Genomic DNA, 11,906 nt, shown 5'->3' on the forward strand with positions numbered 1-11,906 from the left:
AAGATACAAAAGGACAAGGAACTCGATCATGCAGAGCGGCATCGAAAGGGAGCTTACGGGCGACCTCCCATTCCCTGGGACCTTAACCGGAGGGGACGCTATGTCGGCTTCCATCGACGCGGAACAAAAGTTCGACCGGGTCAAGGCCCAGTTGAAGGCGCGCCTGGGAACCGAAGTCTATTCGAGCTGGTTCGGGCGCATGAAGGTCGCCGAGGCGTCCCGGGGCATTGTCCGCATCTCTGTGCCCACCGCCTTCCTGCGCTCGTGGATCAACGGCCACTACCTAGACCTCATCGCCGAGCTGTGGAAACACGAGGATCCTGAAATCCTCAAGATCGAGATCGTCGTGCGCACCGCTACCCGTCCGGGGCGCAGCGGCGTCGAACCCGAAGTGGCGCCGGCGCGCAAGATGACCAGGCAAGCGCAAACGGCGCTGGCCGCGGGAACAGCAGGCCCCGGCAGGGTGGAGCGAGTACCGGCACCTCGCCCGGGAATGCCTGCCGAGACCGAGTTCCGGCACAATGTGCTCGGTTCGCCGCTTGACCCGCGCTACACGTTCGGCTCCTTCATCGAGGGACCGTCGAACCGAGTGGCCTTCGCCGCCGCCAAGGCGGTGGCGGAATCGCAGTCGAGCGCGGTGCGCTTCAATCCGCTGTTTCTGCACGCGACGGTGGGGCTGGGCAAGACGCACCTGCTGCAGGCGATCGCGGCGGAATCGCTGAAGCAGAATCCGAAGTCGCGCGTCGTCTATCTCACGGCCGAATATTTCATGTGGCGGTTTGCCACCGCAATCCGCGACAACAACGCGCTGACGCTGAAGGAACAGTTGCGCGACATCGACCTGCTCATCATCGACGATATGCAGTTCCTGCAAGGCAAGTCGATCCAGCATGAATTCTGCCATCTGATCAACATGCTGCTCGACAGCGCCAAGCAGGTGGTGGTCGCCGCCGACCGGCCGCCGTCGGAACTGGAATCACTGGAGCCACGCGTCCGCTCGCGCCTCAACGGCGGCGTCGCGCTCGAAATGTCGGCGCCGGATTTCGCCATGCGGATCGGCATGCTCAAGCTGCGCCTTGCCACCGCCAAGGCCGACGATGCATCGCTCGACATCTCGGAGGAGATCCTCAACCATGTCGCTCGCACGGTGACCGGCAGCGGGCGCGAACTCGAAGGTGCGTTCAACCAGCTTCTGTTCCGCCAGTCGTTCGAACCGCAGATCACCATCGACCGCATCGACGAGATCCTCGGCCACATCTATCGTTCGGGCGAGCCGAAGCGGGTGCGCATCGAGGACATCCAGCGCATCGTCGCGCGCCACTACAATGTGTCGAAGACGGAACTTCTGTCCAACCGGCGCACCCGCACCATCGTCAAGCCGCGGCAGGTCGCGATGTACCTGTCGAAGGTGATGACACCGCGCTCCTTGCCGGAGATCGGGCGGCGTTTCGGTGGCCGCGACCACACGACGGTGCTGCATGCCGTGCGCAAGATCGAGGACCTTTCAGGCGTCGACAACACTCTGGCGCAGGAACTCGAATTGCTGAGAAGACTGATCAACGATCAGGCCTGACCGGCCCGAAAAGAACAAAAGCGTGTCGCGTCTGGATGGCTGCGACGCGCTTGAAATCTTTGTCTTTATGCACGTCGTTGCCGCAGAGCCTCTGCGCACCCTCGGGCCTGACCCGGGTCTGACCCGAGGGCATGCTTTTGGGCGACAGGCATGGCTTGCGGGCTTGCCCAGTTTTATCCTAGGAAAGCCCGTGTAACCGGCCGGAAGCGGTAGCGCGGGCTTGCGTTCACGGGTTTTTTCCTGTCAGTTTGTGCAGATTCTGACCCTGTTCAGAGCTTTCGCGGGTTGCCGCTTGCCGGAGACCCGCTCATTCATTCAAGCGAGCCTGTTTCGTCATGCGTGTTATCCTGGAACGGTCAAATCTCCTGAAGTCGCTCAACCATGTTCATCGCGTGGTCGAGCGGCGCAACACCATACCGATCCTGTCGAACGTGCTGCTGAGCGCCGAAGGCGCCACCCTTGAAATGAAGGCGACCGACCTCGATCTGGAGGTGACCGAAGCCACGCCTGCCAAGGTCGAGCGCGGCGGCGCGACGACGGTTCCGGCGCATCTGCTCTACGACATCGTGCGCAAGCTCGCCGACGGCGCGGAGGTCATGCTGAAGACCGACGAGGACGGCAACGCCATGACGGTGACCTCGGGCCGCTCGAGCTTCCGCCTCCAATGCCTGCCGCAATCCGATTTCCCGGAGCTTTCGGCCGGATCGTTCTCGCATATCTTCCGGCTCGATTCGGTTGCGCTCAAGGGCCTGATCGAAAAAACCCAATTCGCCATCTCCACCGAAGAGACCCGCTATTACCTGAACGGCATCTACCTGCACACGCACGACGCCGACGGCAAGCTGAAGCTGCGCTCGGTAGCGACGGACGGCCATCGGCTGGCGCGCGCCGAGATCGACGCGCCGGCAGGATCGGAAGGCATGCCGGGCATCATCATTCCGCGCAAGACGGTCAGCGAACTGCAAAAGCTTGTCGACGACCCTGATATCGCCGTGACCACCGAATTGTCCGACACCAAGATCCGCTTCACCATCGGCAGCGTCGTTTTGACCTCGAAGCTGATCGACGGCACCTTCCCGGACTACCAGCGGGTGATCCCGACCGGCAACGACAAGAAGCTGATCATCGACCGCCAGAGTTTCGCCGCCGCCGTCGACCGCGTCTCGACCATTTCGTCCGAACGCGGCCGGGCGGTGAAGCTTTCGATTGGAGAAGGCCAGGTCACGCTTGCAGTCAACAATCCGGATTCGGGCAGCGCCACCGAGGAACTGGCCGCGGATTATTCGTCCGACGCGATCGAAATCGGCTTCAACGCCAAATATCTGCTCGACGTCGCCGCCCAGTTGACCGGCACTGAGGCAAAATTCATGCTGGCGGATGCCGGCTCGCCAACGCTGATCCACGACATGGCCGACGAAACCACGCTCTACGTGCTGATGCCGATGCGGGTCTGATGCATGTCGCGCAAAAGCATGCCCTCGGGCCTGACCCGAGGGTGTGCAGCGGTTTTGCGGTAACGACAGGCATAAACAACAACCTAAAGCGCGTCGCATGAGGCCGGTCAAACGCGGCGCGCTTTAGCCGGAACGAGGCCATCTTTGCTGTCATGACCGGAGTTGCGAAGCAGCCTGAGCGCGACCAGCAGACTCATATAAGTAAGCTGTCGCTTACCAATTTCCGCAATTACGCAACGTTGTCGATCGATCTCGATCCCGGCGCCGTGGTTTTTTCCGGTGACAATGGCGCCGGCAAAACCAACCTGCTGGAGGCGATTTCCCTGTTGACGCCGGGGCGCGGCCTGCGCCGTGCGCCTTATGCCGACGTGGCGCGCGAAGGCGGCGACGGCGGCTTTGCCATCCATGCCCGCCTTGATGGGCCGCACGGCCCGGTCGAGATCGGCACCGGCATCGCAGGCGGCGACGCCGCCGAAGGCGGCCGGCGGGTGCGGATCAATGGCGCGGCGGCGCGCTCGGTGGAGGACATGCTGGAATGGTTGCGCGTCGTCTGGCTGACACCGGCGATGGATGCATTGTTCACCGGGCCGGCGGCAGATCGCCGGCGCTTTCTCGACCGGCAGGTGCTGGCGATCGATCCGGGTCACGGCCAGCGCGCGCTCGACTACGAAAAAGCGATGCGCGGCCGCAATCGGCTGCTCGCCGAAGGCTCGCGCGATGGCGTCTGGTTCGATGCGATCGAGACGCAAATGGCCGAAACCGGTGTGGCGATTGCCGCGGCGCGCGCCGAACTGGTGCGCCTGCTCGCCGCCATGATCGACCGGCTGCCAAGCTCCGGTCCGTTTCCGCAAGCCGACATCGGCCTGTCCGGCGCGCTGGAAAGCGAGGTCGCAACCAGCGCGGCTGTCGATGTCGAGGAGCGGTTCCGCCGCACTCTTGCCGAAGGCCGCGATCGCGACCGCGCCGCCGGGCGCACGCTCGACGGCCCGCACCGATCGGATCTCGTGGTGCGGCACCGGCCAAAGGCAATGCCGGCCGAACTCTGCTCGACGGGCGAGCAGAAGGCGCTGCTGGTCGGCATGGTCCTGTCGCACGCCCGGCTGACCGGCGAGATGTCGGGCATGACGCCGATCCTGCTGCTCGACGAGATCGCCGCCCATCTCGACGCGGGCCGACGCGCCGCGCTGTTCTCGATCCTCGAAGAGCTGAACTGCCAGGCTTTCATGACCGGAACCGATGCGGCGCTGTTTTCCAGCCTCAACGGACGCGCGCAGTTTTTGACCGTGGATCATGGCACGGTTGCGACGACCATAGCGAGTAGCGAGTAAGGAATAGCGAGTAGGGAATAGGGAATAGTGAAATAAGGGGCTCTCACCACCCACCACTCATCACGCACCACGCACCACGCACTACTCACTACTCACTACTCACTACTCACTACTCGCTACTCGCTACTCACTACCCACTACCCACTACCCACTACTCACTACTCGCTACTCCCTACTCGCTATTCACTACTCGCTATTCACTATTCGACTGCTGCGCACCCCGATGGCCAAGCTCGATAGCAGGCTATATGGTCTGGCAATGATCACCACCGCGCTCACCGACGAAGAACTCGAACGCTACGCCCGCCACATCGTGCTGCCCGAGATCGGTGGCGCCGGCCAGCAGCGACTGAAGCGGGCTCGGGTCCTGGTCATCGGCGCCGGCGGGCTGGGAGCGCCGGTGCTTGAATATCTTGCCGCAGCCGGCGTCGGCACACTCGGCATCGTCGACGACGACAGCGTCTCGCTGTCGAACCTGCAAAGACAGGTGATCCACGGCACCGGCGCTGTCGGCATGGCGAAGACCGACAGCGCCAAGGCGGCGATCGCCCGCATCAACCCCAACGTCGCCGTGGAACTGCACAATCTCAGGCTGACGGCGGACAACGCCGCTGCCCTTGTCGCCAGTTATGACATCATCGTCGACGGCTCCGACAATTTCGAAACCCGTTATGCGGTGGCCGACGCCTGCGCCGCGGCAAGGCGGCCGCTGGTCCATGCCGCCGTCGGCCGCTTCGACGGCTCGGTGACCGTGCTGAAACCGTTCGAGACCGGCACCGACGGCAGGCCGAATCCGAGTTACCGCGATCTTTTTCCGGAACCACCGCCGGCCGGCCTGGTGCCATCCTGCGCAGTGGCCGGCGTGCTCGGCGTGCTGACCGGCGTCGTCGGCACGCTGCAGGCGATGGAGGCGATCAAGCTGATCGCCGGCATCGGCGAGCCGCTGGTCGGCCGGCTGCTGCTTTACGATGCATTGGCCGCGCGCTTCGACACAATCCGCTACAAGAGCAGCTAATTCGGGGCGTCGCGGCGATCGAATTTTTGATGCTGGCGGGACAGCGCCCCCCTCTGTCCTGCCGGACATCTCCCCCACAAGGGGGGAGATTGGCAATGTCACTGTGGGCGCCCTCCTTGCGACGTCGGAGATTGGCGAAGGCGGTGGTGACGGCCAATCTCCCCCCTTGTGGGGGAGATGTCCGGCAGGACAGAGGGGGGCGCCTCGCTCCGCCATCCGAAGGGATGGTGGCCTGTGGCTAGCGTCAGAGATAATGGCAGCCGGTCACGTCCGCAGCGGCAGCACGCGATCCGGCGGTCGATGGCCATCGAAGAAGGCGCGGATGTTGATGATCACCTTCTCGCCCATGTCGATGCGGCCTTCGAGCGTCGCCGACCCCATATGCGGCAACAGCACGACCTTGCCCTTGGCGGCGAGTTTCAGCAATTTGCTGTTCAGCGCCGGCTCATGCTCGTAGACGTCGAGCCCGGCGCCGGCAATCTTGCCGTCCTGGATCAGCTTGACCAAAGAATCCTCGTCGATGATGTCGCCGCGCGCCGTGTTGACGATGTAAGCGGACGGTTGCAGAAGCGCCAGCCGCCGCGCCGAAAGCAGATGGAATGTCGCCGGCGTCGACGGACAATTGACCGATATGATGTCCATGCGGGCAAGCATCTGGTCGAGGCTTTCCCAATAAGTCGCCTCCAGTTCATCCTCGACCGCGGCCAGCACGCGATGGCGGTTGTGATAGTGGATCGACAGGCCAAAGGCCTTGGCCCGTCGGGCGACGGCGGTGCCGATGCGGCCCATGCCGACAATGCCGAGGCGTTTGCCCCAGATACGCCGGCCGAGCATCCAGGTCGGGGACCAGCCGGCCCATTTCTTGTCGCCGGTCAGCACATTGGCGCCTTCCGCCAGCCGCCGCGGCACCGCCAGCATCAGCGCCATAGTCATGTCGGCGGTATCTTCGGTCAGCACGTTCGGCGTATTGGTGACGGTAATGCCCTTCTTCGCTGCTGCTGACACGTCGATCTTGTCGACGCCGTTGCCGAAATTGGCGATCAGCTTGAGGTTGTCGCCGGCCTGGGCGATCAGCGCCGCGTCGACATGGTCGGTTATGGTCGGCACCAGCACGTCGGCTTCCTTGACCGCCGCGACCAGTTCCGGCTGCGTCATCGGCCGGTCTTCGACATTCAGCCGGGCGTCGAACAGCTCACGCATGCGGGTCTCGACCGGGTCGGGCAGCTTGCGCGTGATGACGACGAGGGGCCTTTTTCTGCCTACCATTGTTTCCTCGAACCCGACCTCGTTGAGACCTCTTTAACCAAGACAGGCGAAACTGCAGGCCGGTCGCGGTGCCAGTTCTCCATGTAACAAGAGGTTCCGCCGAAGACAAAGAAAAAGGGGCGCCAAGGCCGATGAGCCGGCGCCGAAAGGGAACGAAAGTGTCTGGTTTCGCGTCGCTCCGCCTGGCTCTCAGCGCAGCATTTCTCGGCGCTCTGCTTTATTCCCCGCATGTGGCGGCACAGAATGCGGCAGCACCAACCCAGAGCGTCACGCTCGGGCCGAGCGGCCTGCCGCTGCCGCGCTTCGTCAGCCTGAAAGCCGGCCGCGTCAACTCCCGCGTCGGGCCAGGCGTCAACTATTCCGTCGACTGGATGTATATGAAGCCCGGCCTGCCGATGGAGATCATCCAGGAATTCGACACCTGGCGTCGTGTGCGCGATGCCGACGGCTCGGAAGGCTGGATCAACCAGTCGCTGCTTTCAGGTCGCCGCACGGCGATCGTGGCACCCTGGCAACGCGGCAAAGAGGCCCGAATCAACCTACTCGACGACCCGCAAAAGGATGCCGGCATCGTCGCAATCATCGAGCCGGGCGCCATGGGCACGATCAAGTCCTGTGACGGCCAGTGGTGCGAAATGACCTTCAATGGCCACACCGGCTGGCTCGCCCAGTCGCTGGTCTGGGGCGCCTATCCGGGCGAACGGGTCAAGAACTGACCTCTTCTTGCCGGTTCGGGATGATGGTCCAGAGATGCCGATCAGACGAGACGGTATCTCGCGGCCTGATCAAGAGCGGATCAATCGGAGCGTTTGGGGCGCAGCCTCACCACGATATCGACATTGGCGATCTCCATGCCCTCCGGCGGCTCCGGCAGGTTGGAAACCGTGACAGGACCGCTGGCGATGTCAAAAATCCTGTTTTCGCCCTCAATGTAGAAATGATGGTGGTCGGAGGTGTTGGTGTCGAAATAGGTCTTCGACCCCTCGACGGCCAGGATGCGCAGAAGGCCCGCCTGGGTGAATTGATGAAGGGCGTTGTAGACGGTGGCGAGCGATACCGGCACGCCGGCGGCGATTGCCTCCTCGTGCAGTTCCTCGGCCGACAGGTGGCGGTCGCCTTTGGCGAAAAGCAGATCGGCCAGCGCAATGCGCTGACGCGTCGGCCTCAGGCCAGCTTCGCGAACCCGCTTGTCCACAGCGACATTTTCCTTCCGGCAGCCCAGATCCATCTATCTGTCCAAGCACAAGTTTCGCCTCAAGAGCTGCCCAGAATGGCAAAAAACGAACATCGACCGATACTGGACATCCCCCGACATATATTCTGTCGGCCGAATACGATCAATAGCGCGCATTGACCCTGGCAGGCGGGCAGGTTAAGCGCAAACGCCGGTTTCCGGCCGGAAACAGGTTGTGTTAGGAAACCAACGACAAGGGCGCGCTACCGCCCGAACGATTACGGGGACGAGATTGATGGCGGTTTCGAAATCCAGCTACGATTACGAGGAACTGCTTGCCTGCGCCCGCGGCGAGCTGTTCGGACCTGGAAACGCCCAGCTCCCCTATCCGCCGATGCTGATGTTCGACCGCATCACCGAAATCAGTGAGACGGGCGGCGCCTTCGACAAGGGCTTCATCCGCGCAGAATTCGACATCAAGCCGGACCTGTGGTTTTTCGCCTGCCACTTTATCGGCAACCCGATCATGCCGGGGTGCCTGGGCCTCGACGCCATGTGGCAATTGACCGGATTCTACCTCGGCTGGCTCGGTGAGCCGGGCAAGGGCATGGCGCTGTCGACCGGCGAAGTGAAATTCAAAGGCATGGTGACGCCGTCGGTCAAGAAGGTAGAATATGGCGTGGATTTCAAGCGCGTGATGCGCGGCCGGCTGGTGCTGGGTATCGCCGATGGCTGGCTGAAGGCGGATGGCGAACCCATATACGCAGCAACGGATCTCAAGGTGGGTCTGTCCAAGCAATCGGCCGCCGCCTGACCGGCGCCTGCGCAGCGCGGCCGAGTCCGCGGGAGGCGCAAAGGAGCTGTAGAACTTAATTTGCGCATCCTTGTCCGGCAGGTTTCGGTCCGGCAGGTTTCGCGTTCATGCGCTGGAAGGAGTTGCGAATGAGACGGGTCGTAGTGACAGGCCTCGGCATCGTGTCGTCGATCGGCAACAATGCCAACGAGGTCCAGGCCTCGCTGCATGATGCCAGATCCGGGATCAGCCACTCCGATTCCTTCGCCGAACACGGCTTCCGCTGCCAGGTCTGGGGAGCGCCGACGCTCGACCCCTCGGCGCTGATCGATCGCCGCGCCATGCGCTTCCTGTCGCAAGGCGCGGCCTGGAACCATGTCGCCATGGACCAGGCGATCGTCGACGCTGGACTTGGCGAGAACGACATCACCAATGAGCGCACCGGCATCGTCATGGGATCGGGCGGACCATCGACCAGAACCATCGTCGAAGCCGCCGAAACCACGCTCAAGAACGGCAGCCCCAAGCGCATCGGCCCGTTCGCCGTGCCGAAGGCGATGTCGTCGACCGCTTCGGCGACGCTCGCCACCTGGTTCAAGATCCACGGCGTCAATTATTCGATCTCTTCGGCCTGCTCGACCTCGGCGCATTGCATCGGCAATGGCTACGAACTGATCCAGTGGGGCAAGCAGGACATGGTCTTCGCCGGCGGCCATGAGGATCTCGACTGGACGATGTCGGACCTGTTCGACGCGATGGGCGCCATGTCCTCCAAGTTCAACGACCGGGCATCGGCTGCCTCGCGCGCCTATGACGTCGATCGCGACGGCTTCGTCATTGCCGGCGGCGCCGGCGTGCTGGTGCTGGAAGAGCTCGAGCACGCCAAGGCGCGCGGCGCCAAGATCTACGCCGAGGTCGTCGGCTATGGCGCGACCTCCGATGGCTACGACATGGTGGCGCCCTCGGGCGAAGGCGCGGTGCGCTGCATGCGGCAGGCGCTGGCTACCGTCTCTTCGCCGGTCGACTACATCAACACGCACGGCACCTCGACGCCGGTCGGCGACTCCAGGGAAATGGGCGCGATCCGCGAGGTGTTCGGCGAAAAAATGCCGTTCATCACCTCGACGAAATCACTGACCGGCCATTCGCTGGGTGCGGCCGGCGTGCAGGAATCGATCTATTCGATCCTGATGATGCAAGGCGGCTTCATTGGCGAGAGCGCCCACATCGAGCAGCTCGACCCGGAATTCGAGGGTATGCCGATCGTGCGCGAACGCATCGACGATGCCAGGATCGACACTGTCTTGTCCAACTCGTTCGGTTTCGGCGGCACCAACGCAACGCTGATTTTCCAGCGCTATTCTGCATAAGGACTGCCAATCATGGACGGATTGATGAAGGGCAAGCGCGGGCTTGTCATGGGTGTCGCCAACGACCATTCGATCGCCTGGGGCATCGCCCGGAAACTGTCCGAGCATGGGGCGGAACTCGCCTTCACCTATCAGGGCGAAGCTTTTGGGCGCCGGGTCAAGCCGCTCGCCGACAAGCTCGGCTCCTCGCTGGTCGTCCCTTGCGACGTCGAGGACAGCGCATCGGTTGCCGCTACCTTCGAGACCTTGGGCGAGGCCTGGGGCGGGCTGGACTTCGTCGTTCACGCCATCGGCTTTTCCGACAAGAACGAGCTGAAAGGCCTTTACGCCGACACCAGCCGCGACAATTTCGTCCGCACCATGGTCATCTCCTGCTATTCCTTCACCGAGGTCGCCCGTCATGCCGCAGCGTTGATGAAAGACGGCGGCTCGATGATCACGCTGACCTATGCCGGTTCGGTCCGCGTCATGCCGAACTACAACGTCATGGGCGTCGCCAAGGCCGGGCTTGAAGCCAGCGTCCGCTATCTCGCCAACGACTACGGCCCGCGCGGCATCAGGGTGAACGGCATATCGGCCGGACCGGTGCGGACACTGGCCGGCGCCGGGATTTCCGACGCACGCCACATGTTTTCCTACCAGCAGCGCAACTCGCCGCTGCGCCGCACGGTGACCATCGACGAAGTCGGTGGCTCGGCGCTCTATCTGCTGTCCGATCTGTCGTCGGGCGTCACCGGCGAAATCCACTATGTCGATTCCGGCTACCACATCGTCTCGATGCCGACGCTCGACGAGCTGAAGCGGACCGACAGCGGACGCGATTAATCCGCCCGCAGAAGATGCCTCGGTCCCGGTGAACCCGCCTTCAGCGGCGCGCCGCGAAAACCTTGAACATGCCGTCGCGAGCGATCTCGGCATGGCTGGAGAAGGCGGCCGCCAGCACCGGCTCGTAGGGAAGCTGGCGGTTCGCCACCATGAACAGCCGCCCGCCCGGCTTCAGCGCCTTCACTGCTGTGCGGATCATGCCGGCGCCGATCTCCGGCTCGGCCGCCCGACTGCGATGGAAGGGCGGATTCATGACGATGGCGTCATAGCGGCGCTCGACCGGCTCGCTCAAAAGATCGATCCAGAAGAAACCGGGTTCCGCCGCTGCATTGCCGAGATTGCCTTTCGCCGCCTCAAGCGCATCGAAATCGGCCTCGTAGAGATCGAGCGCCGATATGCCAGGTGAGCGGGCGGCGACCTCGGCCGCCACATAGCCCCAGCCGGCGCAGAAATCGGCAACGCTGCCACTGAGGTCGGTGGGCAGGTTGTCGACCAGCAATCTCGAACCCGCGTCGATCTTGTCGAAAGAGAACATACCTGGCGCGGTGCGGAACTTTTTCTCGACCAGAAGCGCTGGATTGGCGGCGCGAAGTGCCGCTGCGGCCGCAACATCGGCCGGTCGATGCAACCAGAAGGCGATGCCGTGATGTTTCGGCAAATGGCCGTCGAGCGGCACAAGGTCGTCGATGCGCTTACGCAGGCTGGCAATGCCATCGTCTTTGGCGCCGGCAACGACAATCGATCCGCCCGGCCTCACACACTCAATCGCCTTGGCGATGCGCCATTCGTTTTGCCCGCGATGACGGCCGGCAAGCACCAATGCCAAATCGAAACCTTCACCCTCCGGACGCGGCGTGACGGTGAAGCCCGCAGCCTGCAGCGCGCGAAAATGCGGCCGGAAGCCTTGCACCAGATGCAGATCTGCATCGAAGCCTTCGGGCGGGTGAAAACCCGGCTCAGCGCCGAGAAAGAGGACACGCTCGCCCTTGCGCGGCAAGGAAACAGCCTCGGCCTCGAACGGATGGAACAGTGTCTTCAGCGGCGCGGCGGACATTTTTCGATCTCGAAATGCAGCTGGCTTGCTTTTGAAACGAAACGGGCGCGACCT

The 11,906-nt window shown here is 63.2% G+C and carries 11 protein-coding genes; 8 read left to right on the forward strand and 3 right to left on the reverse strand.

Annotation, left to right across the window (positions count from 1 at the left end; translation table 11 throughout):
- Window positions 1-28: 28 nt before the first annotated feature.
- The 4 genes from dnaA to JG739_RS00020 all read left to right on the forward strand — a co-directional run bounded on the left by dnaA (window position 29) and on the right by JG739_RS00020 (window position 5,370).
- On the forward strand, window positions 29-1,573 hold the full coding sequence (gene dnaA, locus JG739_RS00005) for a chromosomal replication initiator protein DnaA (protein WP_202364709.1): 1,545 nt from the start codon (window positions 29-31) through the stop codon (window positions 1,571-1,573).
- Window positions 1,574-1,908: 335 nt separating this feature from the next.
- Window positions 1,909-3,027, forward strand: coding sequence for a DNA polymerase III subunit beta (dnaN, locus tag JG739_RS00010; protein ID WP_023802134.1), 1,119 nt, complete (start codon window positions 1,909-1,911; stop codon window positions 3,025-3,027).
- A gap of 152 nt (window positions 3,028-3,179) precedes the next feature.
- Entirely contained in the window at window positions 3,180-4,355 is a 1,176-nt protein-coding gene (gene recF, locus JG739_RS00015; RefSeq protein ID WP_202364710.1) for a DNA replication/repair protein RecF, read from the forward strand.
- A gap of 259 nt (window positions 4,356-4,614) precedes the next feature.
- Window positions 4,615-5,370 (forward strand): molybdopterin-synthase adenylyltransferase MoeB, encoded by a 756-nt coding sequence (locus JG739_RS00020; protein ID WP_202367271.1) that lies wholly within the window; start codon window positions 4,615-4,617, stop codon window positions 5,368-5,370.
- Between the two features lie 264 nt (window positions 5,371-5,634).
- Here JG739_RS00020 and JG739_RS00025 read toward each other — a convergent pair whose 3' ends face one another.
- The gene (locus JG739_RS00025; RefSeq protein ID WP_202364711.1) at window positions 5,635-6,636 is read right to left on the reverse strand and encodes a 2-hydroxyacid dehydrogenase; all 1,002 of its coding nucleotides are present in this window, start codon (window positions 6,634-6,636) and stop codon (window positions 5,635-5,637) included.
- Between the two features lie 158 nt (window positions 6,637-6,794).
- On the opposite strand from JG739_RS00025, the gene JG739_RS00030 reads away from it, so the two are divergent.
- Window positions 6,795-7,352: an SH3 domain-containing protein gene (locus JG739_RS00030; protein WP_202364712.1), complete on the forward strand. Its 558-nt coding sequence runs from the start codon at window positions 6,795-6,797 to the stop codon at window positions 7,350-7,352.
- 80 nt (window positions 7,353-7,432) lie between these two features.
- Here the strand turns inward: JG739_RS00030 and irrA are convergent, their stop codons facing one another.
- Window positions 7,433-7,864, reverse strand: a complete 432-nt coding sequence (irrA, locus tag JG739_RS00035; protein ID WP_027151698.1) for an iron response transcriptional regulator IrrA — start codon at window positions 7,862-7,864, stop codon at window positions 7,433-7,435.
- 241 nt (window positions 7,865-8,105) lie between these two features.
- On the opposite strand from irrA, the gene fabA reads away from it, so the two are divergent.
- The 3 genes from fabA to fabI all read left to right on the forward strand — a co-directional run bounded on the left by fabA (window position 8,106) and on the right by fabI (window position 10,798).
- Window positions 8,106-8,624: a 3-hydroxyacyl-[acyl-carrier-protein] dehydratase FabA gene (gene fabA / locus JG739_RS00040; protein WP_023802127.1), complete on the forward strand. Its 519-nt coding sequence runs from the start codon at window positions 8,106-8,108 to the stop codon at window positions 8,622-8,624.
- 128 nt (window positions 8,625-8,752) lie between these two features.
- Window positions 8,753-9,973, forward strand: a complete 1,221-nt coding sequence (fabB, locus tag JG739_RS00045; RefSeq protein WP_202364713.1) for a beta-ketoacyl-ACP synthase I — start codon at window positions 8,753-8,755, stop codon at window positions 9,971-9,973.
- 12 nt (window positions 9,974-9,985) lie between these two features.
- Window positions 9,986-10,798, forward strand: a complete 813-nt coding sequence (gene fabI / locus JG739_RS00050) for an enoyl-ACP reductase FabI (RefSeq protein WP_202364714.1) — start codon at window positions 9,986-9,988, stop codon at window positions 10,796-10,798.
- A gap of 40 nt (window positions 10,799-10,838) precedes the next feature.
- Here fabI and JG739_RS00055 read toward each other — a convergent pair whose 3' ends face one another.
- A complete protein-coding gene (locus tag JG739_RS00055) occupies window positions 10,839-11,852 on the reverse strand; it encodes a class I SAM-dependent methyltransferase (protein ID WP_202364715.1) in 1,014 nt (337 codons plus the stop codon).
- Window positions 11,853-11,906: the final 54 nt, after the last annotated feature.

Source organism: Mesorhizobium sp. L-2-11 (assembly GCF_016756595.1).
In the GTDB taxonomy this organism is placed as follows: domain Bacteria; phylum Pseudomonadota; class Alphaproteobacteria; order Rhizobiales; family Rhizobiaceae; genus Mesorhizobium.

Coding starts and splice junctions, on each gene's coding strand:
- fabI (WP_202364714.1), top strand. CDS start 9,986: ATGGACGGATTGATGAAGGGCAAGCGCGGGCTTGTCATGGGTGTCGCC.
- JG739_RS00055 (WP_202364715.1), bottom strand. CDS start 11,852: ATGTCCGCCGCGCCGCTGAAGACACTGTTCCATCCGTTCGAGGCCGAG.
- recF (WP_202364710.1), top strand. CDS start 3,180: ATGACCGGAGTTGCGAAGCAGCCTGAGCGCGACCAGCAGACTCATATA.
- fabB (WP_202364713.1), top strand. CDS start 8,753: ATGAGACGGGTCGTAGTGACAGGCCTCGGCATCGTGTCGTCGATCGGC.
- dnaN (WP_023802134.1), top strand. CDS start 1,909: ATGCGTGTTATCCTGGAACGGTCAAATCTCCTGAAGTCGCTCAACCAT.
- JG739_RS00020 (WP_202367271.1), top strand. CDS start 4,615: ATGATCACCACCGCGCTCACCGACGAAGAACTCGAACGCTACGCCCGC.
- irrA (WP_027151698.1), bottom strand. CDS start 7,864: ATGGATCTGGGCTGCCGGAAGGAAAATGTCGCTGTGGACAAGCGGGTT.
- fabA (WP_023802127.1), top strand. CDS start 8,106: ATGGCGGTTTCGAAATCCAGCTACGATTACGAGGAACTGCTTGCCTGC.
- JG739_RS00025 (WP_202364711.1), bottom strand. CDS start 6,636: ATGGTAGGCAGAAAAAGGCCCCTCGTCGTCATCACGCGCAAGCTGCCC.
- dnaA (WP_202364709.1), top strand. CDS start 29: ATGCAGAGCGGCATCGAAAGGGAGCTTACGGGCGACCTCCCATTCCCT.